Genomic DNA, 24,110 nt, shown 5'->3' with positions numbered 1-24,110 from the left:
CGTTGCTAGAGCGTGGCGTCAAAGACGATCTGCTCTGCCGGTTCATCGTTGGTTTTCATGCAGTATGCCGCGAACATGGCAATCACGACGAAGCATGCCATCGGTACGATATAGGCAAGCTGCATGTTTCCGCCGGTTGCATCCGAGATATAGCCTTGCAGAAGCGGGAGAATGCCCCCGCCGCTGATGCTCATGACCAGGATTGACCCGCCGTAAGCGCGGTCATGACCGAGTTCATCGACGGTCAGTCCGTAAATTGTCGGCCAGCAGGGGCCGAGCAATCCACTGACGAAAATGGCGGCGTATACAGCCGTAAAGTCGTGGACCATGACGGCATAACCCAGCGCGACGATGCAGAGCAGGCTGTAAACAAACAGAACCCGCGCCGGCCGGGCGTGCCGCATGAAGAAATTGGCTACCAGCTTACCGACGAAGAACGCACAGAATGACGCGATCAGGTAAACGGAAGCCTGCCGCTCATTGATATGTCCCAGTCGCATGGAAAGCCGGATGATGAAGCTCCAGACGCCGACCTGGGCGCCGACATAAAGGAACTGCGTCAGGATACCGAGGACGAAGCGTCTGTTGGCGAACAGCCGTTTGAGAGCCCCGGTCGTATCGAGTTCGTGACTGCGCTGCTGATCGCGGCCTTTACAGGCTGGATAATGCGTAAGGCCGATGGCGACCATGACGACCAGCAGAACGCCGAGAATGTAGACATAGGGTTCAAGAGTGGCGTGGATCATGCCGAGCTGATGCTGCCAAGCCTGCGCGGCGGGCATGGCGGAGAGCTGCTCGCGTGAAAGATCGCCGTCCCTGAAAATCAGGTAGGCCCCCATGCTGGCCCCCAGAATTGCACCGATCGGCTGAAAGGCACTGGCAAAATTCAGGCGATGCGTTCCGCGTCCCGGAGGGCCGAGCAGAGTGCAGTATGTATCAGCGGCGGTTTCAATAAAGACCAGCCCGGCTGCGACAACAAAAAGAGCCACGAAGAAGATCTGGTATGTCGCGAAATGGGCAGCGGGAAAGAACAGGCAGCAGCCAATGAGATACAGCAGCAGGCCCAGCTGGATCGACCATTTATAGCTGAAGCGCTTGATAATCATGCCGGCTGGAATGCCCAGCACGAAATAGCTGATGTAAAAAGAGAACTGCACGAGTGCGGACTGAAAATCCGACAGCATGAAGGCTTTGCGGAACTGCCCGATCAACACATCATTAAGGCTCATGGCGCAGCCCCATAGTGAGAACAGACAACACAACAAGCCGAAAGCGAGCAGGGGTGTACGGTTGAGATAAAAGCCGTCCGGAAGCTGGACGATGGGGTCAGATTTGGCCACGGATTGCCTCGCAAGGTTTTGTTGACCGCTAAAGATAGACTGGCCCGCCTGTACAAGAGGCGACGGTACAGCATTAGATCTGTTATCTTTTGCAGGTTATCACATATAAAATGTTTTAAAATGGATATTCTATGTTAGTTTTGTCCTTTGACCTTTATAGAAAATCACATTTTATGGAGGTTTAAGCTTACAAAGATGTGCTTTTAGAAGCTCTGCTTTTTCTGATTAGCCGAGCATCATGCAATGCCGGGCATTGCTTCCGTCGCAACTGGGGTCGTGATCAACTATGTGGCATGGGCTACGAAAACCATCCGGGTGGGCGCAGGCGGGATCATGCTTCCAAACCATGCTCCGCTTGCTGCTGCCTTGGCGTTCGGGACAGTGGAGTCCCTGTACCTGGGCTGGATTGATCTCGAGCTTGGACGTGTTTCTAGCGATGGTAGTGATGGCACGGACTATGCTCACGAATTGGCTACCCAGATCAGCGACGACTTACGCCCTCCTTCTTGGAGATCCAGCGAAGGCAGCCTTGGACAGGCGCAATAGAGACCGAGGAAGACGTGTACGGGAAACGGGCATCATTCTCGCTGGACTGCTCCGACATGGCCTGAGCGGCGATTGGTCCGCTGTGCATGAAAGCCCGATAGAGGCCCCTCAGTGCCATCGCGGTTTATGATGCGCCCTACGATGAGAGTAGCCAACTCATTCTGGCGAGCGCCCGTCAACAAAGCCAGGCGCATCATGTCACTGATAGCAGACCCCCAAGCCCACTTCCGCCCTTCACCGGGATCAGCCTGTAGGAGGCGGATTAGTTCATCCTCGGTGAAAGGTCTGACTTCAGACTTCCGCTTTCCAGCCTTCCTCTTTAGCCCGGCGGTAGCACCCAACCACGGATTAGGCCCCTTCAGGATGTGCTTGCGGATGGCAAAATCCCACATGACCTTGAGCGGCGAAACACGACTTCCCGCAGTCTTGGCCGCAAGGTTCTGTTTGTCCATTAGCCACTCGGCAAAGCCCCCTAGGACCATAGGGGATACATCCTCAATGACCTGAGCGCGAAGGAAGCCAATAAGGTTCTCAGGCGGCTCTGCAAGCCCCTGCACATCGGCCAGATAGCGGCTGAAGTGATTTAGCGTAGCGCGGTCTAGAGATATGGCGGCTTGAGATGCATAGGTTTCACGATCCTTCATCCACCTGTCGAGCACGATAGCAAAAGGGGTCTGCTCGCCTAGCGCGGTTTCACGGAAGCGCCTCACATAGCCTGAAGGGTCCTTTCCAGCCTTCTCAAGCTGTTCGGCTCGATCCTCCAGAAAGTAATCCATGCCTTCAATCAGGCGGCGTCTGGGATCGGTCTCACCCATTTGCTCGTCACCACCGTCAGTCCTGTCTGAGGTGGATGCTATCTGCCGCCGGGCCTCCAGTGCCTCGGACAAGAGACAGTCCTCGCTCATCCGGTCTGGGACCGCATCACCGTGCAGGGGAGGCAATCCAGCCTCAGCCAGCTTGAGGTTAAGCGAGCGCCTGATAGCCTCCAGAGCCGCATCACGCAGCTTAAAAGCCGTCTTGCGATCTTTCGTCCGTAAGGACTTCAGAACGTCTCTGCGCAGGCCCGTGCTTGAGCCCAGTACAGCGCCAACGTCTCGCCAGCGGTCCTTGGGCACAATGAAGCGCACATAGTAGCTTCCATGCCTCACGGTCAGATTAGCCATATCGTTCATGCCCAACTTCTAGCAGTTAAGGGCAGGGGCAAGCCATCACGGATAGTGACGCTGAACCAGTGACGCACAGTCAACACGAGGTGACGCCCTGCGCAGCTAAGTGACTGTTTTTATTGGGGAAATTGCTTCATGGCGGAGAGAGTGGGATTCGAACCCACGGTACGCTATTAACGTACACACGCTTTCCAAGCGTGCGCCTTAAGCCGCTCGGCCATCTCTCCTGTCGAGCGAGGCGGTGTTTACGAGAGCTTCGGCTTGAGATCAAGTGCCTTTCGGCTGTTCTGGACAAATTTTTCAATAAGTTCAGCGGATTTACAGCCAGGAGCGGCTTCCACCCCTGAAGAAACGTCAACTGCCGGCGCCTGGCTTTCCAGGATCGCACGTTGGACATTGCCTGGATTCAGGCCGCCTGCGAGCATCCAGAACGACGGTGGTGTCCAGTTCCGGGTCAGGGACCAGTCAAAAGTCCGTCCGAGGCCACCTGGACGGTGATCCTGTTCCTGCTTGGGAGCTTCGATGACATATCCTGCCATGTCTGGGTCTGTCGGCAGGTCCGAATGTCTGGCGATGCCGCAAGCCAGCCAGACGGGACGTCCGAAGCGGGACTGGATTTCAGTGGCCCGTTCCGAGGTGTCATAGATCTGGAGAATATCCAGCGGGACAGTCCGCAGAACCTGCGCGATGAAGTCGTCATCTGATTTCACGAACAGGCCGACCCGCAGAGGCCCACCGTCCTGACCGGATGGTGCGCTCTCATGCAGACGCAGGGCGTCATCAGCGGTTACAAACCGTGGAGAAGCGTCGCAGAATACGAACCCGACCCAGTCAACCTGCAGACGCGCGCAAAGCGCCATTGTCTGGGTGTCACGAATTCCGCAGATCTTGACACCGGTCATGCGCTGGCCAGTTCCTCCATGATGGCTCTGGCGGCCAGAACTGGATCTGCGGCTTTCGTGATGGGGCGCCCTACGACGATCCAGTCGGCGCCGGCTTGGGCAGCCTGTCCGGGCGTCATGATGCGCTTCTGGTCGTCGGACGCGCTGCCAGCAGGACGGATGCCCGGCACGACCAGAACGGGCTCGTCACCCAATGCATCGCGTAGAGGCGCAATCTCATGCGCCGAACAGACCAGACCGTCGGCACCAGCGCTGATAGCCAGTTTTCCAAGTCTGAGCACCTGTTCCTGGGGCGTGGCGTTGACGCCGATGTCCAACAGACCCTCAGCGTTCATGCTCGTCAGAACCGTAACGGCAAGCAGTTTCGGGCGTTTTGTGTCAGCGGGAAAAGCGCTCTCAAGAGCTTCCCGGGACCGGGCGATCATTTCGGAACCGCCACTGGCATGGATTGTCGTCAGGGCTGGCCTGAGCGGGGCGAGGGCAGTCAGACCTGATGCGACGGTATGGGGAATGTCGTGCAGCTTCAGGTCCAGAAACAGTTCGTGCCCGGCCGATACGGTTTTTACCGCATCCAGTCCGCAGGCATAGGTAAACTCGAGACCCAGCTTGATGGCGTCGACGTCATTTTTCAGGCTGTCGGCCCAGTCCTGGGCTGTGGAGCGGGATGCGGTATCGAGGGCTGCGATCAGTCGTGTGCGCCTGGACATGGTGGAGATCAGACCTTCTGTTCAGGCTGGACAGGAGTGGTGCCGGGAAGGGGGGAACCTGCTGGGTTCTGAAGACGATCGAGACGCTGATGGAGTTCAACCAGCTGACTTTCCAAGGTGCGGACATGCTGCTCGGCGCGGCGTGCACGCGAACGCTGCTGCATGTCACCGATCAGACCGATCAGGAAACCAAACAGGAGAGCGACCACGCCGACGCCCAGGACAAGGGTGCCAATGGACAGATGCCAGCCGAAGGAAACCAGCCAGATGGGTTCCAGATCCGTATTGCTCAGGGCAAAAACGATCAGGACCGCAAGAAGAATGACGAGAATGAGCAGTCTGAGCATGAACATGGTCCTATCGTGCTACCTGCAGCGCAACAAGACGTGCGGGCAGGAAGATTGATCCCTGTCAGCAGTCATGATGCCCAGTGCAGGCGGTGTCATGCGCCAGTGCTGACATTGCGCCAGATGGCGATATCACCCCCAACGTATCACCGAAAGGGATGGCGGTGTCTGAAATCATCCCGTTCCAGTGACCGCCTCTCGAAAATGCTGCCTTCCGGGCTGTTTTGGCAGGCTGAAAACCGAAATGGTTGAGCCTGTGGAGCTGATGGGAAAAACACTCCATATCCTCCAAGGAACCGGACCCGATTGCCAGCGTCTGGAGCTTCAGACTGAAAGATCACCGGATTTCGCCCCGCTGGTCAAAACGTAAACATCATGACAGAGTATGGGGCGCCACATTTCCTTGCATTTCAGTGCAATATGAAATGTAGGGAATGATGATGACCGCCTGAGGATGCAAACATAATGAGTCAAACATACGCCGACACCGTGACAGGCACTCCTGCTAGCCTGGATGTCTCGGATTCCCTGCCGTCTTCCTCATCTCTCATCATCGGTTCGCAGTATCTCCGGACGTTGTCGATTGACGTACAGAATACCCCGGACGTGTACCGGGAACTGCCGTCGCAGCCTCATATCGGCATGATGGTCGATGTGACAGGCCGACAGCTCGGGGACCAGCCGACCTTCGAGGTCAGTCTGGTCATCCGTGCCCAGGGTTTTGAGCGTGCACCCACACAGGACGCTCCCAATCCGAAGGTGCTGTATGAACTCAGCGTGGCGTATGCAGGTCTGTTCGGTCTGACAGGGCGTATCCCGCAGGACGCAATCGAACCCCTGCTTCTGGTTGAGGCACCGCGCTTCCTGTTTCCGCCCGCGCGCAGTGTCATGCTGAACACGGTTCGTGAAGCTGGATTCCCATCTCCCAACATCCAGCCCATTGACTTCCATGAACTCTGGCAGAGCCGGCGCGCGCAGCAGCGTTAAACCTGGCGCGACAGCTTTACCGTTCCCTGTGCGCTCCCAGAGGATCCAGCGTCAATGAAAGATCACATCCTTGCATCTCCGGCTTTCGCGGGCGACCGGCCGCCTCTGTGGGCTGCGTTTGACGCTGAATGGTACCGCACACGCTATGGGCTGCGTCTGCGGGAGGAAGCCAAGGAAAGCGGAGAAGCTGGCGAGCTTGATCTGAGTGACGAAGGGCTGGAGCAGCACTGGAAACGCAAGGGCGCCAGGGCAGGGCTCTCTCCCAACCGTTTTTTTGACGAAGAATGGTATCTGCGCCAGAATCCGGATGTCCGCGAAGGCATCAGCCTGGGGATTTTCGACAGCGGTTTCCTTCATTACTGCGAAAGTGGCTTCCGGAGCCGCTCGCCGCACTGGCTTTTCTCCGAAGAAAACTATTTCAGCTGCAATCCCGACCTGAGCCCCCACGTGCTGGCGTCACAGGGCTTCTGCAACGGATACGACCATTATCTTGCGATCGGCGATCAGGAACATCGCAAGTCGCATGTGTTTTTCGATCCCGAAGTCTTCCGTGCCGCCAGCATGGCGGAACGGAAGCATTATGATTTCGCGATTGGTGATTTCGCCCAGTTCATCAGGTTTTCGGTAGCCGGTCGCCGGCGCAGTTCCTGGTATTTCGATCCGCAATGGTATCTTGAGCGCTATCCGGATGTTGTGGACGCGCTGGAGAGCGGCAGATTCCAAAGCCCGCTTCATCATTACCTGACCAATGGCAATCCAACAGCGTACGATCCCAATCCGTGGTTCAGCGAAGCCTTTTATGCTGCGCAGTATCCCGATGTCGGTAATATCGTTGCCCATGGGGGCTTTCGGAACGGCTATGAGCATTTCATCCGTTTCGGCATAACCGAGAAACGACAGCCACAGGCGGGGGTCGATCTTGCCGCCTTCCTGAGTCAGAGCGGCACACAGCGTCTGCTGCGCAGGCCGGATATCACCGACATTTTCACGCTTTGGGTCCAGTCCCAGGGCAACCCGGTGAACGAGGTCGTTGCCGACATTCCTGCGGAGCAGTGCCAGCTTCTGGATCTTCAGCGGGCGCAGACCCTCATTCCCTCACTGATCCGCGGCCCCCTGGATTTCCGCCCGGTCACCATGCCGGATGTGACGGTCATCCTGCCTGTTTCGAACCAGTTTCTGGAAACCCTTGCGACGCTTGCCGCCCTTCATGCGAACAGTGAGCGCAACCTTCAGATCATTCTGGTAGATGCCGGCTCCACGGATGAGACGACCCAGATCGAGAGGTTTGTTCGCGGCATTCACATCGTCCGTCCCCCTTACCGAACCACGCATGCCGAACAGGTCGCGCTCGGGCTGGAATTGGCAAGGGCAGAGGTTATCCTGCTGCTGTCCGCTGGCGTTCAGCCTTTTCCCGGAAGCCTGAATATTGCCCTTGAAGCCTTCGCGAACCCGGAAGTCTACGCCGTAGGCGGACAGTCGCTGGGACTGGATGGACGGGTCCGGGAAGCCGGCAGCATCGTCTGGCGCAATGCAGCTTTTACGCCGTTTGGGGAGGGATTGCGGGCAAACGAACCTGAAATCGCCTTCCGGAGATGGGTGGACGCCTTTACCGGTGGCCTTCTGTTCTGTCGCCGGCTTCCGTTCCACGATCACAACCGGCTCAATCCCGGCTGCATCGGCCCAGAAGCCGAAATGCTGGCGATCTGCCTGTCCCTGCGACAGGCCGGGGGCAAAATCCTCTATGATCCGGATGTGCTCGACCGCTTGGCTTCAGAACCGGAAATTGCACCAGAACTGCGCGCCCGCAATGAGGCCTGGCTGAAACGCCGCTTTGCAGGCCTGCTCTCGAGACAGCCCTTTCCGGGCACCAGCCTCATGCGGGCCCGCTCCGCATCCGGAGCGCCAGCCATCCTGTTCCTGTGTGAACGGCTACCCCATGTCGTTCTGGGAACACCCTTTCTGCGCCACCGCGACATGATGATCGGACTGAGCCGGCTGGGATATCAGGTGACCGTCTTTCCGCTTGATGGCAGCCTTCATGACTGTGTCTCAACGGCGCTGGATTTTCCGGCAGACATCGAACTGATGGACGATTGTGATCTGTCCGAGCTTGCGGATTTCCTGCGCGAGCGGGCGGGATGCTTCGATTATGTCTGGATTGGCGGCATGAAAACGCTCCAGAGAGCCGCACCGATCCTGCAGCAGCATCCGCAGTCGCTGCCCAGACTGGGAATGGTCGCGGATATTCACGCAAGCCATGCTCGTGAAACCCATAACCGCCGGCTTGTCGGCGCGGTCAATGACCGCGAGCTGCTTTTTGATGATCTGGAGCTGGATATTGACCAGGTCTGGATGACGCAGGCGGTGGTTGCCGGAACGGAAGCCGAGAAGGCGGATCTGGAGGTTCTTGGCCTCACCAATGTGCGGGTCCTGGGTGCGCCGCCCGTGTCGACGACGCTCTCGCCCGGCTTTGGCGAACGCTCGGGCATCCTGCTTGTTCTTCCGGTTTTTGCCAGTGGCGATGCGGTTCATGACGGTTTGCACTGGTTCATCCACGAAGTCCTTTCAAAGCTGGACCGGGGTCTGCCGCCGGACGCAACCGTCCTCCTTGCGGGCCATAAGGCCGCCGGGGTCGATCTCTCCGCTTTCGCGCGATATCGGCGACTGGAAGCCTTCCCAGAGGACGCCGATCTTGCCGCTCTCTACAGGTCACGCCGTATTCTCGTGGAGCCCACCCGCGTTCTGCCAGCCATCCCGCGGGAAGTTCTGGATGCGGCTGCGGCAGGGCTGCCTGCCGTCCTTTCCGAAACAGTCTGCAAGACACTGGGATGGGAAAACGGAAAAGACTGCCTGTCCGGAGGCTTCTGTAATCCAGAGCAGTTCGCCCAGGCCGTGATCGGGTTGTATACGGACATGGATCTGTGGAATACGATAAGCCGTGGAGCACAGGCCCGAATGGAAGAGGAGGCGTCCCGTTCGAATTTTCATGATGGCCTCCGCGAGATCCTTTCCATCGCGGCAGGCACCACGCCTCTTGCAGCCTCGACCGTAACGCCCCGTGCGCACAGGCTGTCCGAGACCGCTCCCGGTTTTGCTCCCGCGCCGATCCGTCTCCAGCCGCGCCGACTTACGACCGAAGGCGATTGAAAGACCGGCTCTCCGGTCTGATTTTGGGTGACTGACACCCCGAACATGGAACACAAGATGACTGCCAATTCCGAGACACTTGATACCGTTCTCCAGACTGTCGATAGCCATCTGGACGCTTCGGTCTCACGCCTGTTCGAGCTTCTCCGCATTCCGAGCATTTCCACGCAGCCCGCCCACGCCGCCGATTGCCGGAAAGCTGCGGACTGGATGCGGAAGGAACTTGAACAGCTGGGGATGAAGGCAGAGATCCGCGACGTTCACTGGGCGGCTCCGGGGCACCCGATGGTCGTGGGTCATGACCAGGCTGTCGGCAGCAGCGATGCTCGACCGCATGTCCTGTTCTATGGGCATTACGATGTGCAGCCGACAGACCCGGAAGCGCTCTGGAATGCACCGCCCTTCGATCCGCAGCTGATCGAGGACGCCTCAGGACGCAAGGTCATCGTTGCCCGCGGCGCGAGCGACGACAAGGGACAGGTGATGACCTTCCTTGAAGCCTGCCGCGCCTGGAGAGAGGTCACGGGGGCGCTTCCTGTCAAAGTGAGTGTTCTTCTGGAAGGCGAAGAGGAATGTGGTGGGGCGAACCTGTTCCCGTTCCTCAAAGAAAATGCTGCCGAACTCAAGGCAGATGTGGCGCTTGTCTGTGATACGGGCATGGCGGATCGCAGGACACCAGGCATCACCACGTCCCTGCGCGGCATGATGGCCGAAGAAGTGGTCATCCAGTGCGCCAGCCACGATCTGCATTCCGGTCTGTACGGCAACGCTGCCGCCAATCCGATTGCCGTTCTCTGCCAGGCTCTGGCGACACTTCGGAACGCCGAGGGTGGCGTTACGCTGCCGGGTTTCTATGACGGCATCCAGGATCCGTCACCGGCCACACGGGCGCAGTGGAGCAGGCTTTTCCCCGATGACCGCTCCCTGTTGGAAGAGGCAGGGCTGTCGGTTGCGGCAGGCGAGAAGGCCTATAGCGCGATCGAACAGACATGGTGCCGCCCGAGCTGTGAAATCAACGGCATTTCCGGCGGCTATGAGGGCGAGGGGTTCAAGACCGTTCTTCCCGCCAAAGCCATGGCGAAGGTCTCGTTCCGTCTGGTCCCCGGTCAGGACCCTGACCGCATCCGCGAGGCCTTCCGCGCCCATATCCGCGCAGCCCTGCCTTCCGACGCCCACGTCACATTCACGGCCCATGGCGGCTCACCAGGCTTTGAAGTTTCCCGTGACAGTCGTTTTCTGGCACCGGCCCTGAAGGCCCTGAGTGATGAATGGGGCGTGCCTGCCGCAACTGTCGGTTCGGGCGGCTCCATTCCTGTGGCCGGCGAAGTCCGTGATGCGCTGGGGCTGGATGCTCTCATGATCGGGTTTGCCCAGAATGACGACCGGATCCATTCCCCGAACGAGCAGTACGGGCTGGACTCCTTCCACAAGGGTATCCGTTCCTGGGTACGCGTCCTTGCGGCGCTGGCAGACGCGGGCTGACGATGAAACGCCCGCCACCGCTTGCACTGACGCTCGGGGATCCGGCGGGAATCGGCCCACAGCTTGCGGCAGAAGCCTGGCGGAGGCTGCGGCATTCAGGGGAAGGGATATTCTTCTGGCTCGGTGATCCGCGTCTGGTTGAACGCGCCGTGCCCGTGACCTGCATCGCAACGCCGGAAGAGGCGGCAGCTGTCTTTGCTGACAGCCTGCCCGTTCTCCCGGTACCGTGCGAAGTGGAGGTCATTCCAGGGCAGCCTGATTCCCGGAATGCGGCAGCGACGATTACCAGTATCCGTCAGGCCGTTGAGTATGCTCTTGCGGGGCGTGCCGGCGGGGTCGTGACGAACCCGATTGCCAAACATGTTCTGGCTGCGGCCGGTTTTCCCTATCCGGGTCATACGGAATTTCTGGCGGCCCTGTGTGACATGCCAGGGGAAGAGATCATGATGCTGGCCTCGCCCCAGCTCAGGGTCGTCCCGGTGACGGTTCATGTCTCGCTCCGCAGGGCTCTGGAGACACTGACGACCGAGCGCATCGTACAGGTGGCGGAGATCGCCAATGCCGCACTCAGGCGTGATTTCGGGATTATGTCTCCGCGTCTGGCGATCGCGGGGCTGAATCCTCACGCTGGTGAGCACGGCATGATGGGCGATGAAGAAATCACAATCGTCCAGCCCGCGATTGACAGGCTCCGGGCACAGGGGATCGACTGTCGGGGGCCGATGCCGCCGGACACGATGTTCAGCGACAAGGCTCGGCCGCATTACGATGTGGCGATCTGCATGTATCATGATCAGGCGCTCATTCCGCTGAAGACGCTTGATATGGAAGAAGGCGTGAACGTGACGCTCGGGCTGCCGATCATCCGCACCTCGCCCGATCATGGGACGGCTTTTGATATCGCAGGTCCTGTGACGGAAACCTGCCGGGCGGATGTGTCCAGTCTTCTGGCTGCGATCTGGCTGGCTGGCGAAATGAGCGCTTATCGGGAAGGAAGAGGATCATGATCCGTCTTGGAGTGAACATTGATCACGTCGCCACGCTGCGCAATGCCAGAGGGGGGACGTTCCCCGACCCGGTGGCGGCGGCCGAACTGGCCATCGCATCCGGCGCGGACGGGATTACGGCGCATCTGCGGGAAGACCGGCGCCATATCCGCGATGCCGACATGCCCCGCCTCAGGGCACTTTCCGCGCCGCTGAACTTCGAGATGGCCGCGACGGACGAGATGGTCCGGATTGCCTGTGATCTTCGGCCGCATGCCTGCTGCCTGGTTCCTGAAAAACGCCAGGAAGTCACAACCGAAGGCGGCCTGGATATCGTGGGACAGAGTGAGGCACTCAAGCCGAAAATCGCGCGGCTGCGGGATGCTGGCATCCGGGTTTCACTGTTCATCGATCCCGAGGCGCGACAGATCGAAACCGCCGCAGCTCTGGGAGCGCCCGTTGTAGAGCTTCATACCGGAGCTTACGCTCTGGGCGGCAGTGAGGAACTGGAGCGCCTGCGGTCAGCGGCGGGGACGGTCGCAGCCTGTGGGCTGGAACTCCATGCCGGGCACGGACTGACTTACGACAATGTGGGCGCGATTGCGGACCTGACAGGGCTTGCCGAACTGAATATCGGCCATTTCCTGATTGGACAGGCCATTTTTGACGGGCTGGGACCGGTGGTCCGGAAAATGAAAAGCCTCATCAATTCATAAAAGAAAAGGGGAGCGGGACGTCTGTCGTCCCGCTCCCCTTTTTGGGGGTCACTTGACCGGCTGAATAACCGGCTGGGTGTCGTCGTTCGTGAACTTGGGAACGTATTTCCCGGACTGGTCCGAATAGGTTGCTGTCGCACTCTGCGCCGGCGTACGGGGCGGGTGGAAGCCAGACACGGGGCCGAAGGGGCCACCATTCACGCGGCGCATCGTGGATTCACGCTGGCGGGCACAGCCACGGGTAATGATGGAGCAGATACCGTCCGTTCCGATATATTCGTCGTCATTGCCCGTGTAATGCACTTCGGAAACCCGGTCGTGATCCATGCGGACCAGCATGCGGCAAGCCGTGCCACCGCCACCAAATGCGGACTGATAGATGCTGATGGCAGACTGGACAGGAATGAAGCCGGAATCCGAAGGCATCGTCGGAAGCGCCTTGCTGCCGTCATACTGCCAGATCTCGGTTGTATCGTTCAGCTTCTTCGTGGAAGCCGGAATACCGGCACAGGCCTGCAGATCGTAGCTTGTCATGCCAACCATTTCGTACTGCGCCTTGTGGGCGCTGCGGGAATCGAAATAGCCACACCCAGAAAGGGCCGCAGTTGCCGTCATGGCAACGAGAAGGCGTGTGTAAACCGGGCGCATCATGTCTCCTTTGCGCGTAAGGGAAGCAGACTGCAGACCCGGAACGATTCATGACGAACAGGTCACAATCAGATGTGAAGTGTCCTGTTTCTACAACAGCATCCCTGACGGGGATAGAGGAAGCGGGTTCCTTTGTTCCGGATGATGGGTTAGAGGGCAGTTCCCTTGCATCACAGGAATGCCACCAATGGCCGATATGACCCCATCCGAGGTGACACGCCTCCAGACCACGCTCCAGCGCCTGCTGGGCTCACCGAAGCTCACGGTCAACAAGCCCAGCCGCAAGGGCATGAGCGTTGAGCTGGCCGTTGCCGGAGAAGTCATCGGAACGGTTCACCGCGATGAGGACGAAGGCGAGGTCTCCTACGCCATCCACATCACGGTTCTGGAAGAAGACCTGCCGGCTGCCTGAAATCCCAGGCAGCGTTAAGCCTCAGGCAGCATGAGCCGGGGCAGGCATTTCGAATCGCGTGATCTTCCAGCCCCAGTGCTCGAACTTCATGTGAAGGACGAATGGTGTCTGTCCCGGCTGATCCAGGCTGGCCTCGAACTTTCGGGGGCTCACGAAATGGGCATGCATGGAATGCCACATTCCAAGCCAGTCTGACGTGGCGGGGCCATGCGGCATCACCTGATGCGCTGTAGTCATCAGGGTCGCCGGTGTCAGATGCGTATCGATGGTGTTGGACACGACCTGCCCCGCAAATGAACTCCCGAAACCCGGCAGATCGTCATCGGCAGGAGCGGCGGGCGTAAACTGTTCCTTGAGACAGTGCGTCAGCGCTGACCAGTCCACATGAGGCGCCAGACGCGACGGATTGTTGCCGTTCATGGCCCGGTCGATATCCCACAGGGCGAGATAAGGCGACACCGCGTAGGCTGCCAGAACAGCGCCTGCACTGACACCAAGTCCCTGCCATGCGCGCGGCATGACTCTGCGAAAACCGTTTTTCATGATGACTTCTCTGCTCGGGTCCTGCGAGACACCAGGACAGTGTTGAACGACACTGAGGCTAACGTCTTTCAAGAGTGAAAGTCAGCAATTATCATCATTTCATGGACATGAATTTTTCCGACCACGAGCTGGAACGGTATTCCCGCCACATTCTCCTGCCTCAGGTCGGAGCGATCGGGCAGGCGCGGCTTCGCGGGGCCTCTGTTCTGGTGGTCGGCGCGGGAGGGCTGGGAGCTCCACTGCTTCAGCAACTCGCTGCATCGGGAATCGGACGTATCGGAATCATGGACGATGACCGCGTCGATCTCAGCAATCTGCAGCGGCAGGTTCTCTATGGCACTGATGACATCGGAGCGTTCAAGGTCGAGGCCGCGGCAAAGCGTCTGAAGGCGCTGAACCCGCTGGTTACGGTCAGTCCGTATCCGGTTCGCGCGAGGGGCACGACGCTGGATGCGCTTGTGTCGCAATATGATCTGGTCTGTGACGGAACCGACAACGTCGCCACACGGCTGGCCGTCTCCGATGCCTGCGTGCGTCATGGACGTTCGCTGGTATCCGGGGCGGTACAGGGATTTTCAGGGCAGCTGGTCGTATTCAGGCCGCAGAAGGGCGGCCCCTGCTATCGATGTCTGTTTCCCGAGGCCGCACAGACAGAAGCGCCGAACTGCGGCATGTCTGGTGTGCTTGGCGCAGCGACGGGCGTCATGGGGAGCCTGATGGCCGTGGAAGTCATGCGGGAAGTCATCGGACTGGAAGGCACGGATCAGACGCGGGTAAGCCTGTGGGACGCGCTGTCGGGGACGATGGAGAGTTTCGTGTTGAAGCGGGATCCGGCCTGCCAGATCCATCATGATGAGCGGGTACCCGGATGACACAGCCCATGTTCCTGACGCTGGCCGACGATTCCTGGCAGCGGGCCCATTACGCACTTGTCGTTGCAGCGGGCGGCCTGTCGCTCGGACGCGATGTGACGATTTTTGCCGGCGGACGCAGCGTTCTTGCGCTGACGCCGGACTGGAAGGGGCTTGCAGGCGTCATTTCGGACAGTGAGCTCGAGACCCGTGGGATCGCTGGGTTCGGGGAACTCCGGGAGGCGGTGCTGGATCTCGGCGCGACGGTCATGGCCTGTGAGGCCGGCCTCAGAATGGCCGGTCTGTCTGAAAAGGATCTGCTGGACGGGGTCACGGTGCGGGGAATTGTCAGCTTTCTCGAACTGGCGGGAGACAATCCCGTCCTTGCGCTGTAAGTTTCTGCCCAAGACACGATTTTCGGACGTCTTTCCCGTTTTGATGACTTGCCCAAACCTTCGGCCCTTGGCAGGGATGCGCTCATGAGAATGTCAGTCTTCCCTCTGCGTCCCGCCAAAGGCCATTCCGCTCTTCTTCGCGCGCTGCTGGCGGGTACGGTCCTGCTTGCTGCTCCGGGCTTCGTGAGTTCAAATGCCTGGGCTGCCCATCATCACAAGAAGCATGGGGAGACGGCCGCGAAGGCTGCGGACAAGCATGCGTCGGCCAAAAAGCATCACAAGGCCGATGCGGCAAAACCCGCGTCACCGGCTGCGAAGCACAAGGCGGCGCATCGTGCTGCTTTGAAGCATGCCGCTCCGGCCGTTGCAGCAGGCGCTGCCGCAACGGCGGCGGGTGCTGCAGCAGCGGACCAGCCTGCAACTCCGCCTGTTCCGCCAGTGCCTGAAAATACGGACAAAGGCAGCAACACCGGACTGCCGCTGCCGCGCTATGCCGCGCTCCGGGCCGACAAGGTCTATATGCGTCGCGGGCCGGGAGACCGGTATCCGATCGACTGGGTCTATCACCGCCGCGGACTGCCTGTGGAAATCGAGCGTGAATTCGATGTGTGGCGCCTTGTCGAGGATTCCGATGGCCAGAAAGGCTGGGTGCATCAGGCGACGCTCTATGGCAGCCGGACCTTTGTCATTCCGGGGCTGCCTCCTGAAGGCGTGAAGGCCCAGAACGGCGAGGCCAGCGCCCAGGAAGGCGACCATATCGGCAAGGCCGATGCCCGTATTCTCGCCCGTGTCGCCACTCAGGACGAGGCGCGGGCACATAAAAATGATGTGCTCCTCATGAGCCATCCGGAAGAAGATAGCACCGTCATCGCGGTGCTGCAGCAGGGAACGGTGGGCAACATCAAGCTGTGCCCCCAGAACTCCCAGTGGTGCCGTGTGAGTGTGAAGGGCTACGAGGGCTGGCTGCCCCGCCGTCTTTTCTGGGGGTTGCTCCCGGGTGAGACGATTCAACCAAACTGATTTTTTCGATCGAGGACGCCCTATATGACATCGAGTTCCCATTACCGCCGCACGCGGATCGTCGCGACTCTTGGGCCGGCCTCATCCTCACCCGAGATGATCCTTTCCCTGGCGCAGGCGGGCGTGAATGTCTTCCGGCTCAATTTCTCCCACGGCGCGCATGAGGATCACGGCGAGCGTCATGCCGCCATCCGGGCCGCCGAGGAAAAGGTCGGTCATCCACTGGCCATTCTGGCGGATCTGCAGGGACCGAAACTGCGTGTCGGCGTGTTCGAGAACGGTCCGGTCATCCTCGAGGAAGGCAAGCCGTTCCGCCTGGATCTGGACCGGACACCCGGTACGGTTTCGCGCGTCTGCCTGCCGCATCCGGAAATCATTTCCGCCGCCAAGCCGGGCAGTCATCTCCTGCTGGATGACGGCAAGCTCAAGCTGCGTGTCGTAAAGACGGGCGAAGGGTTCCTTGAGACGGTTGTGGTCGTGGGCGGAAAGCTTTCGGAGCGCAAGGGCGTCAATGTTCCCGACGTGACACTGCCCATTCCGGCACTGACCGAGAAGGATCGCCGCGACTTCGACTTCGCGCTGTCGCTGGGTGTGGATTTTGTGGCGCTTTCGTTCGTGCAGCGTCCCGAGGACGTGCAGGAAGCCCGCGAGATCGCAGCAGGTCGTGCAGCCATCGTGACCAAGCTTGAAAAGCCGCAGGCGATGGATGATCTGGCAGCCATCGTTCACCTATCGGACGCGATCATGGTCGCGCGTGGCGATCTGGGCGTGGAACTGCCGCCCGAGGAAGTTCCGGTCGCGCAGAAGCGTGCCATTGCCGAAGCCCGCAAGCAGTGCCGCCCGGTCATCGTGGCGACACAGATGCTTGAGAGCATGATCGAAAGCCCGACGCCGACGCGCGCTGAAGTGTCCGACGTGTCCAATGCCGTTTACGATGGCGCGGATGCCGTCATGCTGTCGGCGGAAAGTGCGGCAGGCAAGTACCCTGTCGAAGCCGTCTCGATGATGGTGCGGATTGCCGAACGCGTGGAGCAGGACACCGAGTGGCGTCTCCGTATGGACCGTCTGCGCCCGGCACCGGATGAAACCGTCCAGAGCGCGATCGTTCAGGCCGCCTGGCAGGTCAGCCGCACGCTTCATGCCGGCGCCATCGCATGCCGCACCCGGAGTGGAGCAGGGGCCATGCGCCTGTCCCGTGAGCGGCCGCACTGTCCGATCATTGCCCTGACGCCCGAACTGTGGGTTGCACGCCGGCTGTGCGTTGTGTGGGGCGTCTTTCCGCATCTGATCAACAGCGAACAGAGCACTCAGGGCATCGAGCCTCTGGCCGGTCCTGTTGCCGAACTCGCACGCAACATGGGTTTCTGCAAAACCGGGGATCGGGTCCTGATCCTGGCCGGACTGCCTTCGGGTCATTCCGGCAGCACGAACACCCTGCGCGTCATCACAGCCTGAATATACTACTGCTGCCGGACCTCTGGTCCGGCAGTAAGTTCATCCTAAGTCAGCTCAACAGGTTTCAGGCCTGACGGTTTTCAATCAGGGTCAGGCGAATAGCGCGGCCGCGTTCGATTTTGCTTGTGATGGCTGCTTCGTCGCCAGTGCGGATTGCATCGGCCATTGCCTGCGTGTCCGCCACAAACTTGTCGAGCGTCCCCAGCAGCGCTTCCTTGTTGGCCAGGAAAATATCCCGCCACATGACCGGGTCCGACGCCGCAATCCGTGTAAAATCGCGGAAGCCCGACGCGGCATAATCCAGGACGGCCGCGCGGATCTCATCGGACAGGTTGTCTGCGGTATCGCAGATCGTAAAGGCGAGGAGATGCGGCAGGTGACTGACCATGGCGCAGATCCTGTCGTGCTTTTCATCAGACAGGATTTTCGTGCGCGCTCCGCACAACGTCCAGAGCTGTTCGATCGTATTCACAGCCTTCGTATCCGCACCTTCAGGCGGAACGAGGAGGGCCCAGCGGTCTTCGAACAGGGTCGAAAACCCTGCATCCGGACCTGAATGTTCTGTGCCCGCCATCGGATGGCCAGGCACATACGCCACGTTTTCGGGCAGGATCGCCGCCAGTGTCGGGCCGAGCTGCCCACGAACGGAAGCCACATCCGTCAGAATGCTGCCGGGCTTCATAAAAGGAAGCACCTGACGGGCGACTTCTTCCACCGCGCCAACGGGAACGCAGATCATGACACAGTCTGCCTGCGCCGCGACGGCAGGATCGGACGTCGTGATATCCGCAATGCCCAGTTCCCGGACCCGTTCGAGAACGGCGGGGTTTGAATCGGCTGCGATCAGGGTTTCGGCAATTGCCCTCGTTTCCCGGGCACGGCGCAGAACGGACGAGCCGATCAGCCCCGGGCCGATGACCGAGAGAGACCTGAAAAGAGGTGTCATAAAACTCTGGGAGCCGTCGCGAAGGGGGTGTCCTCGGTTTTCTTGCCGTCCCGGGACGTGGCCTCTTTCTTGATGTTACCGGCAAGGGCCGTCACTGCGGGGGGAATGACAGTCTTGCGGGCGGAAGCTGGAGACGGAGCCGGCGTGCTTTTGCTTGCTTCCGCAGGAGGCGCATGACGCAACCGACGCATTTCCACAATCTGCCAGACCAGCAGGACCGGAATACCGATCAGGATGTCCCGTCCGCGGCGCAGCAGCGAAAGGCTGAGCGAGATTTCGGCATCGATGCCGAAAATCATACCCAACGCGACATAGGCGGCTTCCTGCACGCCCAGAGCGCCCGGCACAAGAAAACCGGCCGACATGATGCCACAGACCACACCCTCGATTGCGACCGAGGAGAAAAACCCGACATGGGCGCCGAGAAGCTGGAGGGCCAGCCACGTCATGGCTGCACTGCCCATCCAGCATAGCAGATGGCAGAATGCGCCGAGGGAAATCCTGTCCGGCCGGCTCCAGAGACTTTCGAGTCGTAACTGGAAGGTCTCCGTATTGCCGATCAGGGAATCGCGCCATTCCGCGGCAATGTGCTTCCCGAGAAATGCCGCAGCCTTGCGGACCATAACTCCGCCACGCTGCTGGGTCCAGATGAAGCCGGCAATTCCAAGGCTCAGCAGGACCATGCCGCCGATAAGTGGCCAGACAAATCGTGAGGCCCCGTGATGGCCGATCAGGCAGAGAAGGGCGATCAGGACGAAGGCGATCTGCCCCAGAACCTCGGTCGTGATGTCCACCAGATTTGCGGCGACACCTTCGGGCCAGTGCAGCTCTTCTCCCTTGACGGTGCGGGGATCCACACCGGCCAGCGTGGCGCGGACACCAATGACCATGCCACCAAGCTGGGAGAACGGAAGACATGCTCCCGCGCTGTCACGGACCAGACGTGCTCCCATGAGACGCCGCACGCTCAGCAGCGGCACCGCCGCATGCCACGCAACGCCGAGCCCCATGTCGATCAGAAGCTGGCAGGCCGCGAGAAGCAGGAAGCCACCAACACCGACTTTTGAAAGTGCTTCCATGACGGGATGAATACCCGCCTTGGCCGCAATGAAGGTGAAAAGGGCCACCCCGAGAAGGGAAAGCAGAACAGGGAGAGTTTTTTTCAACGTCTTCGTCACATACCGTTTGGACACGCTCTATCGCACACAGGGTGAATATTCCACCCTTTCAGACGCTTTCCCCGAAAAGCCGGGGGGATTATGCTGTCATAAATTGCAACCATCTGCTGATGACCCAAGGAGACTCTGCCACCATGAACGATGTCACACTCGTTACGGGGGCTACGGGGTTTGTCGGCTCTGCCGTCGCCCGCGTCCTTGAAGAACGCGGCCACCGCCTGAGGCTTCTCGTCCGGCCGACATCCGACCGTTCAAATATTGCTGAGCTGAACGCGGAACTCGCCGTCGGTGACCTTTCGGATCCTGACACGCTCGCTCCGGCGCTGAAGGGCGTCAAAATCCTGTTCCACGTTGCTGCCGATTACCGACTCTGGGTTCCTGATCCGGAAACCATGATGAAGGCCAATGTGGAAGGTACCCGCAACCTGATGCTGGCCGCCCTCGAGGCTGGCGTGGAAAAAATCATTTACTGTTCGTCGGTTGCGGCCCTGGGGCTGCGAAGCGACGGCGTGCCGGCAGACGAAACCACGCCGGTTTCCGAAAGCCAGGTCATCGGGATCTACAAACTTTCGAAATACCGCGCGGAACAGGAAGTCCTCCGCCTCATCCGGGAGAAGAACCTGCCGGCGATCATCGTGAACCCCTCGACGCCAGTCGGGCCACGAGACATCAAGCCGACACCCACCGGACAGATGATCCTCGACTGTGCCAGCGGAAACATGCCGGCCTATGTCGAGACCGGGCTGAATATCGTTCATGTCGATGACGTCGCCGAAGGTCATGCCCTTGCGCTGGAGCGGGGAAAGATCGGCGAGAAATACATTCTCGGCGGTGAAAACATCATGCTGGGCGACCTGTTCCGCATGGTCAGCCAGATTGCCGGAGTGAAGCCACCTGCCGTCAAGCTCAAGCAGTCCTGGCTCTATCCGGTGGCGCTTGTGTCCGAATGGCTGGCCCGCGGGTTCGGTATCGAGCCGCGCGTCACGCGTGAGACGCTGGCCATGTCCAAGAAGCTGATGTTCTTCTCGTCCGACAAGGCAAAGAAAGAACTCGGATATGCCCCACGCCCGGCCCGCGATGCCGTGACAGATGCCATTGCCTGGTTCCGTCAGCACGGACGGATGAAATAATGTTGTTCGGAACTGCACTGACCAGTCTGGGAGCATGGATCTATCTTTCGCTGTTCCATGGGAAGTTCTGGCAGAAAGGCCCCATTCTCGCCCAGAAACCCACGCCGGTCTGCGCACCGGACGTGGCGGTGGTCGTCCCCGCCCGGGACGAAGCGGACTCCATTCGCGAATGCCTGACCTCCCTTCTGGAACAGGATTATGACGGGAAACTGTCTGTCATCCTGGTCGATGACGAAAGCACGGACGGGACCGGCGACATCGCACGCGCGCTGCCTGATCCGCATCACCGCCTGACCGTCATTTCGGGCCAGAAGCGCCCTGCCGGATGGAGCGGCAAGCTGTGGGCGGTCCATCAGGGAGAGCAGGAAGCCCTGACGCGGATCGGCCCTTATGGCTACATCCTGCTGACAGACGCGGACATCACGCATGCCCCGGGCCATCTTGCCTCTCTGGTCGCCAAGGCCCGGGAGGATGATCTGGATCTTGTCTCGGAAATGGTGGCGCTGAACTGCGAGAGCCCTGCAGAGCGTTTCCTAGTTCCGGCATTCGTCTATTTCTTTGCGATGCTCTATCCGTTTTCGCGGATTGCGAGCGAACATTCGCGGATCGCGGGTGCGGCAGGCGGGACCATCCTTCTGCGGCGTCGGGCGCTGGAGCGGATCGGGGGTATCAGTGCCCTGCGCGGCGCCCTGATCGACGACTGCACACTGGCCGCCCATGTAAAGCGTTCAGGTGGCCGCCTCTATCTGGGACACAGTGCCCTGGCGTGGTCCGTGCGGCCGTATCGCGGCATGATGGACGTGTGGCACATGATCGCCCGGACGGCTTATGTGCAACTGCGCTATTCGCCGGTCCTGCTGCTTGCAACGATCATCGGGATGGCCACGATCTGGCTTCTTCCTGTGGCACTCGCCCTGTTTGGCAAGGGACGGGAACGACGGATCGGGCTTCTGACCTATCTGCTGTCCTGCCTGACATTCGTACCGACGCTCCGCCGTTTTGGCCTGCCACTATGGCGTGCCATTCCCCTCCCGCTGGTTGCGGCCTTCTATATGGCGGCAACCATTGGCTCGGCCCTCGATCACCATCGGGGGGTCGGCGTGCGCTGGAAAAACCGTTCCTACACGGATGAAACATCGTGACAGACAGCATCTGGGGGACGAAAGACGTCACCTCTGCCAAAGGCAAATCCGACGAGAACTTTCCCGTCGGTTCCTTCCTGATCGCCCCACGGCTGCGACCTTACGTCCATACCTATTATAATTTCGCGCGTGTCGCGGATGACATGGTGGACACGACAGAACTGACGCCTGCCGAAAAAATTGCACGGCTCAGGGGTATGGCGGCGGTCATCCGGGGCGAAATCACCGCACCTCCGCGTGCTGACGCACAGACTGCCGTCAAGCTGCGCGAAGTGCTCCTTCAGACGGGCGTCCCGCTGGAAACGGCGACGGATCTTCTCGAAGCGTTCTGCATGGACGCGGAAAAGACCCGCTATGAAAGCTGGGACGAGCTGCTGCATTACTGCAAATACTCAGCAAATCCCGTCGGCCGCTTCCTGCTCCTGTTGCATGGTGAGGCAGAGGAGACGCTCGCACCTTCCGATGCCCTGTGTTCCGCGCTTCAGGTCGTCAATCATCTTCAGGACGTTGCGGACGATCTGAAGGTCCTCGACCGATGCTATGTGCCGCTGCCGTGGCTGGAAGAAGAGGGCGTCTGTCTGGATGACCTGCGTCTGGTGCGCAGCAAGCCGGGAGTTCGCCGTGTGTTCGACCGGATGCTGGATGGGGTGGACGTGCTCAACAGAAACGCCCGGATCCTGCCGCACCTGATCCGGGATCGCCGGATGCGGCTGGAAGCGGCCGTCATTGTGGAACTGTGCCATATCCTGACGGCCCGTCTGCGGCGTCAGGACCCGTTGCTGGAACGTGTGGCCCTGACGAAGACGGATGGGGCGAAGGCCCTGTTCCGGGCTCTGCGTTATTTCCCTGCCGCCAGCTGAGCCGGAACGGCAGGGAGACTGGATCGGATCAGGCGATGATCCGGTCCAGTGCCGTACAGAAGATCTTCATTTCATCCATGGAGCCAACGGTAATCCGCGAGGCATTCGGCCATACGGGCCAGGAGCGTCCGATCACGACTTTCTGCTGCAGGAACGCATCCTTGATCGGCTCTGCCGGTTTCTTCCAGTCAATGACGAACATGTTCGCGTCCGACGGAATGAAATGGATGCCACGCTTGCGCAGATGCTGGAACGTCATGTTCCGGGCTGCAATCATTTCCTGACGACGGGCAGCGATGGCTGATTTCATGGTCAGGCTCATCGTGCCACAGGCCATGGCCGGCACCGGAAGCATCGCCGTCGCGCTCTTGCCGTCATAACGCATCATGGCTTCATGCAGATCGGATCTGGCGAATGTCAGTCCAAGACGCATGCCCGCCATAGCGAACATCTTGGAGAAGGTGCGCAGGACGACCACGTCCTTGTTCTTGGCGACCAGCTCCACGGCGCTCGGCGCTTCCGAAAAGTGGATATAGGCTTCATCGACCAGAACGACAGAGCCCTTCGGCTTGTGCTCGACCAGCCATGCGATATCGCGCAGGGGCGTGAGCGTCCCGGTCGGATTGTTCGGGGAGCAGATGTAGTAGACGCCGGCATTGGGATCGGCCGCCAGCATGGCGCGTACGTCGGTACGATAACCGCCCTTGGCGGACAGTGGCACGCGGGCGAGGGGGATTTTCAGCCAGTCAGCAGCCACCCAACCAGCTTCATAGCTTGGATCTGCCGTGACAAGCCCCCGGGTGGGCGAGCAGAACGTGACGATCGCGCGGGCGAGAGGATCGGACGAGCCGCACCATGTCATGACATGGCTCTCGGGAAGTCCTTCCACGTCAGAAGCAGCCTTGATCAGATCATCGCGCATGTGGCCGGTCGGGTCGTAGCGGTTGCTTTGGAAAACGGAAGAAGCACCGGCCTGAGCGGCTTCCGGGAAGGGGCCCGTCCAGCATTCATTGCTGCCCAGACGGGTCATGCCTTCAAAGTTGATTCCTGACGGGAGGATGGCGGCATGCGCGGACTTCGTCAGGGCATGGACGGTCGCGCCGGCTGCCAGAAGCGTGGCAATCCGTCCGAAACTGCGGCGGGAGTATCCCCGGGCCAGAAGGTCGCTGCGGGCGGCGGAAGAGAGGGGACTGGTCATTGTGGG

23 protein-coding genes, 1 tRNA gene and 1 pseudogene are annotated in these 24,110 nt (G+C 60.0%); 14 read left to right on the top strand and 11 right to left on the bottom strand.

Going from position 1 to position 24,110, the window contains the following annotated elements:
• Positions 1-5 precede the first annotated feature (5 nt).
• Complete coding sequence (fucP, locus tag GOX01_RS05820) at positions 6-1,340, bottom strand: L-fucose:H+ symporter permease (protein ID WP_011253736.1); 1,335 nt, start codon at positions 1,338-1,340, stop codon at positions 6-8.
• A gap of 225 nt (positions 1,341-1,565) precedes the next feature.
• Here fucP and GOX01_RS05815 point away from each other — a divergent pair.
• A pseudogene (locus tag GOX01_RS05815) lies at positions 1,566-1,766 on the top strand (LLM class flavin-dependent oxidoreductase); the annotation flags it as partial.
• Positions 1,767-1,918: 152 nt separating this feature from the next.
• Here GOX01_RS05815 and GOX01_RS05810 read toward each other — a convergent pair.
• The 5 genes from GOX01_RS05810 to GOX01_RS05790 form a co-directional block, all read right to left on the bottom strand.
• Complete coding sequence (locus tag GOX01_RS05810; protein WP_228119214.1) at positions 1,919-3,058, bottom strand: site-specific integrase; 1,140 nt, start codon at positions 3,056-3,058, stop codon at positions 1,919-1,921.
• Positions 3,059-3,188: 130 nt separating this feature from the next.
• A tRNA-Ser gene (locus GOX01_RS05805) sits at positions 3,189-3,279 on the bottom strand.
• 18 nt (positions 3,280-3,297) lie between these two features.
• Positions 3,298-3,954, bottom strand: coding sequence for a phosphoribosylanthranilate isomerase (locus tag GOX01_RS05800; RefSeq protein ID WP_011253738.1), 657 nt, complete (start codon positions 3,952-3,954; stop codon positions 3,298-3,300).
• Complete coding sequence (gene pyrF / locus GOX01_RS05795; RefSeq protein ID WP_011253739.1) at positions 3,951-4,661, bottom strand: orotidine-5'-phosphate decarboxylase; 711 nt, start codon at positions 4,659-4,661, stop codon at positions 3,951-3,953. Before pyrF ends, GOX01_RS05800 begins: the two co-directional genes overlap by 4 nt.
• An 8-nt stretch (positions 4,662-4,669) precedes the next feature.
• A complete protein-coding gene (locus tag GOX01_RS05790) occupies positions 4,670-5,008 on the bottom strand; it encodes a LapA family protein (RefSeq protein ID WP_024716887.1) in 339 nt (112 codons plus the stop codon).
• Between the two features lie 465 nt (positions 5,009-5,473).
• Here GOX01_RS05790 and GOX01_RS05785 point away from each other — a divergent pair, with 465 nt between their 5' ends.
• From GOX01_RS05785 to GOX01_RS05765, 5 genes are read left to right on the top strand one after another with little or no spacing between them, the layout of a single operon-like run.
• Positions 5,474-5,995 (top strand): protein-export chaperone SecB, encoded by a 522-nt coding sequence (locus GOX01_RS05785; RefSeq protein ID WP_011253741.1) that lies wholly within the window; start codon positions 5,474-5,476, stop codon positions 5,993-5,995.
• Between the two features lie 54 nt (positions 5,996-6,049).
• Positions 6,050-9,142 (top strand): glycosyltransferase, encoded by a 3,093-nt coding sequence (locus GOX01_RS05780; RefSeq protein WP_011253742.1) that lies wholly within the window; start codon positions 6,050-6,052, stop codon positions 9,140-9,142.
• Positions 9,143-9,199: 57 nt separating this feature from the next.
• The gene (locus tag GOX01_RS05775) at positions 9,200-10,624 is read left to right on the top strand and encodes a M20/M25/M40 family metallo-hydrolase (RefSeq protein ID WP_062269388.1); all 1,425 of its coding nucleotides are present in this window, start codon (positions 9,200-9,202) and stop codon (positions 10,622-10,624) included.
• A 2-nt stretch (positions 10,625-10,626) separates the two neighbouring features.
• Positions 10,627-11,631 (top strand): 4-hydroxythreonine-4-phosphate dehydrogenase PdxA, encoded by a 1,005-nt coding sequence (gene pdxA / locus GOX01_RS05770; protein ID WP_011253744.1) that lies wholly within the window; start codon positions 10,627-10,629, stop codon positions 11,629-11,631.
• Entirely contained in the window at positions 11,628-12,326 is a 699-nt protein-coding gene (locus GOX01_RS05765; protein ID WP_011253745.1) for a pyridoxine 5'-phosphate synthase, read from the top strand. Before pdxA ends, GOX01_RS05765 begins: the two co-directional genes overlap by 4 nt.
• A gap of 48 nt (positions 12,327-12,374) precedes the next feature.
• Here the strand turns inward: GOX01_RS05765 and GOX01_RS05760 are convergent, their stop codons facing one another.
• A complete protein-coding gene (locus GOX01_RS05760; RefSeq protein WP_062269390.1) occupies positions 12,375-12,974 on the bottom strand; it encodes a hypothetical protein in 600 nt (199 codons plus the stop codon).
• A 187-nt stretch (positions 12,975-13,161) separates the two neighbouring features.
• Here GOX01_RS05760 and GOX01_RS05755 point away from each other — a divergent pair, with 187 nt between their 5' ends.
• Positions 13,162-13,386, top strand: coding sequence for a DUF3126 family protein (locus GOX01_RS05755; RefSeq protein ID WP_011253749.1), 225 nt, complete (start codon positions 13,162-13,164; stop codon positions 13,384-13,386).
• 21 nt (positions 13,387-13,407) lie between these two features.
• Here the strand turns inward: GOX01_RS05755 and GOX01_RS05750 are convergent, their stop codons facing one another.
• The gene (locus tag GOX01_RS05750) at positions 13,408-13,905 is read right to left on the bottom strand and encodes a DUF2939 domain-containing protein (protein WP_228119213.1); all 498 of its coding nucleotides are present in this window, start codon (positions 13,903-13,905) and stop codon (positions 13,408-13,410) included.
• Between the two features lie 125 nt (positions 13,906-14,030).
• Here GOX01_RS05750 and GOX01_RS05745 point away from each other — a divergent pair, with 125 nt between their 5' ends.
• The 4 genes from GOX01_RS05745 (at position 14,031) to pyk (ending at position 17,650) form a co-directional block, all read left to right on the top strand.
• Entirely contained in the window at positions 14,031-14,801 is a 771-nt protein-coding gene (locus GOX01_RS05745; RefSeq protein WP_062269392.1) for a HesA/MoeB/ThiF family protein, read from the top strand.
• Positions 14,798-15,175, top strand: coding sequence for a DsrE family protein (locus GOX01_RS05740; RefSeq protein ID WP_011253752.1), 378 nt, complete (start codon positions 14,798-14,800; stop codon positions 15,173-15,175). The genes GOX01_RS05745 and GOX01_RS05740 overlap by 4 nt, the downstream gene beginning before the upstream one ends.
• Positions 15,176-15,259: 84 nt before the next feature.
• Complete coding sequence (locus GOX01_RS05735) at positions 15,260-16,195, top strand: SH3 domain-containing protein (protein WP_174787471.1); 936 nt, start codon at positions 15,260-15,262, stop codon at positions 16,193-16,195.
• A 24-nt stretch (positions 16,196-16,219) separates the two neighbouring features.
• Positions 16,220-17,650, top strand: coding sequence for a pyruvate kinase (pyk, locus tag GOX01_RS05730; RefSeq protein WP_041112415.1), 1,431 nt, complete (start codon positions 16,220-16,222; stop codon positions 17,648-17,650).
• A gap of 64 nt (positions 17,651-17,714) precedes the next feature.
• Here pyk and GOX01_RS05725 read toward each other — a convergent pair whose 3' ends face one another.
• Positions 17,715-18,596: a prephenate dehydrogenase/arogenate dehydrogenase family protein gene (locus tag GOX01_RS05725; protein WP_011253755.1), complete on the bottom strand. Its 882-nt coding sequence runs from the start codon at positions 18,594-18,596 to the stop codon at positions 17,715-17,717.
• Entirely contained in the window at positions 18,593-19,774 is a 1,182-nt protein-coding gene (locus GOX01_RS05720; protein WP_034953955.1) for an HpnL family protein, read from the bottom strand. Before GOX01_RS05720 ends, GOX01_RS05725 begins: the two co-directional genes overlap by 4 nt.
• A gap of 134 nt (positions 19,775-19,908) precedes the next feature.
• Here GOX01_RS05720 and hpnA point away from each other — a divergent pair, with 134 nt between their 5' ends.
• From hpnA to hpnC, 3 genes are read left to right on the top strand one after another with little or no spacing between them, the layout of a single operon-like run.
• Entirely contained in the window at positions 19,909-20,904 is a 996-nt protein-coding gene (hpnA, locus tag GOX01_RS05715; protein ID WP_024716890.1) for a hopanoid-associated sugar epimerase, read from the top strand.
• Positions 20,904-22,046 carry a glycosyltransferase gene (locus GOX01_RS05710; protein WP_011253758.1) on the top strand — a complete coding sequence of 381 codons (1,143 nt, stop codon included), beginning with the start codon at positions 20,904-20,906 and terminating at the stop codon, positions 22,044-22,046. The genes hpnA and GOX01_RS05710 overlap by 1 nt, the downstream gene beginning before the upstream one ends.
• Positions 22,043-22,906 (top strand): squalene synthase HpnC, encoded by an 864-nt coding sequence (gene hpnC / locus GOX01_RS05705; protein ID WP_034953957.1) that lies wholly within the window; start codon positions 22,043-22,045, stop codon positions 22,904-22,906. Before GOX01_RS05710 ends, hpnC begins: the two co-directional genes overlap by 4 nt.
• A gap of 28 nt (positions 22,907-22,934) precedes the next feature.
• Here the strand turns inward: hpnC and GOX01_RS05700 are convergent, their stop codons facing one another.
• Positions 22,935-24,104: a pyridoxal phosphate-dependent aminotransferase gene (locus GOX01_RS05700; protein ID WP_011253760.1), complete on the bottom strand. Its 1,170-nt coding sequence runs from the start codon at positions 24,102-24,104 to the stop codon at positions 22,935-22,937.
• Between the last annotated feature and the right edge of the window lie 6 nt (positions 24,105-24,110).

Origin of the sequence: Gluconobacter oxydans (assembly GCF_006539685.1) — a bacterium.
GTDB lineage: Bacteria > Pseudomonadota > Alphaproteobacteria > Acetobacterales > Acetobacteraceae > Gluconobacter > Gluconobacter oxydans.
This window is presented reverse-complemented; position numbering and strand designations above follow the sequence as displayed.

Coding starts and splice junctions, on each gene's coding strand:
- GOX01_RS05785 (WP_011253741.1), top strand. CDS start 5,474: ATGAGTCAAACATACGCCGACACCGTGACAGGCACTCCTGCTAGCCTG.
- GOX01_RS05810 (WP_228119214.1), bottom strand. CDS start 3,058: ATGAACGATATGGCTAATCTGACCGTGAGGCATGGAAGCTACTATGTG.
- GOX01_RS05755 (WP_011253749.1), top strand. CDS start 13,162: ATGGCCGATATGACCCCATCCGAGGTGACACGCCTCCAGACCACGCTC.
- GOX01_RS05700 (WP_011253760.1), bottom strand. CDS start 24,104: ATGACCAGTCCCCTCTCTTCCGCCGCCCGCAGCGACCTTCTGGCCCGG.
- GOX01_RS05800 (WP_011253738.1), bottom strand. CDS start 3,954: ATGACCGGTGTCAAGATCTGCGGAATTCGTGACACCCAGACAATGGCG.
- GOX01_RS05740 (WP_011253752.1), top strand. CDS start 14,798: ATGACACAGCCCATGTTCCTGACGCTGGCCGACGATTCCTGGCAGCGG.
- pyk (WP_041112415.1), top strand. CDS start 16,220: ATGACATCGAGTTCCCATTACCGCCGCACGCGGATCGTCGCGACTCTT.
- hpnA (WP_024716890.1), top strand. CDS start 19,909: ATGAACGATGTCACACTCGTTACGGGGGCTACGGGGTTTGTCGGCTCT.
- GOX01_RS05710 (WP_011253758.1), top strand. CDS start 20,904: ATGTTGTTCGGAACTGCACTGACCAGTCTGGGAGCATGGATCTATCTT.
- pyrF (WP_011253739.1), bottom strand. CDS start 4,661: ATGTCCAGGCGCACACGACTGATCGCAGCCCTCGATACCGCATCCCGC.
- GOX01_RS05775 (WP_062269388.1), top strand. CDS start 9,200: ATGACTGCCAATTCCGAGACACTTGATACCGTTCTCCAGACTGTCGAT.
- pdxA (WP_011253744.1), top strand. CDS start 10,627: ATGAAACGCCCGCCACCGCTTGCACTGACGCTCGGGGATCCGGCGGGA.
- GOX01_RS05750 (WP_228119213.1), bottom strand. CDS start 13,905: ATGCCGCGCGCATGGCAGGGACTTGGTGTCAGTGCAGGCGCTGTTCTG.
- GOX01_RS05760 (WP_062269390.1), bottom strand. CDS start 12,974: ATGCGCCCGGTTTACACACGCCTTCTCGTTGCCATGACGGCAACTGCG.
- GOX01_RS05790 (WP_024716887.1), bottom strand. CDS start 5,008: ATGCTCAGACTGCTCATTCTCGTCATTCTTCTTGCGGTCCTGATCGTT.
- GOX01_RS05780 (WP_011253742.1), top strand. CDS start 6,050: ATGAAAGATCACATCCTTGCATCTCCGGCTTTCGCGGGCGACCGGCCG.
- GOX01_RS05745 (WP_062269392.1), top strand. CDS start 14,031: ATGGACATGAATTTTTCCGACCACGAGCTGGAACGGTATTCCCGCCAC.
- GOX01_RS05725 (WP_011253755.1), bottom strand. CDS start 18,596: ATGACACCTCTTTTCAGGTCTCTCTCGGTCATCGGCCCGGGGCTGATC.
- GOX01_RS05765 (WP_011253745.1), top strand. CDS start 11,628: ATGATCCGTCTTGGAGTGAACATTGATCACGTCGCCACGCTGCGCAAT.
- GOX01_RS05735 (WP_174787471.1), top strand. CDS start 15,260: ATGAGAATGTCAGTCTTCCCTCTGCGTCCCGCCAAAGGCCATTCCGCT.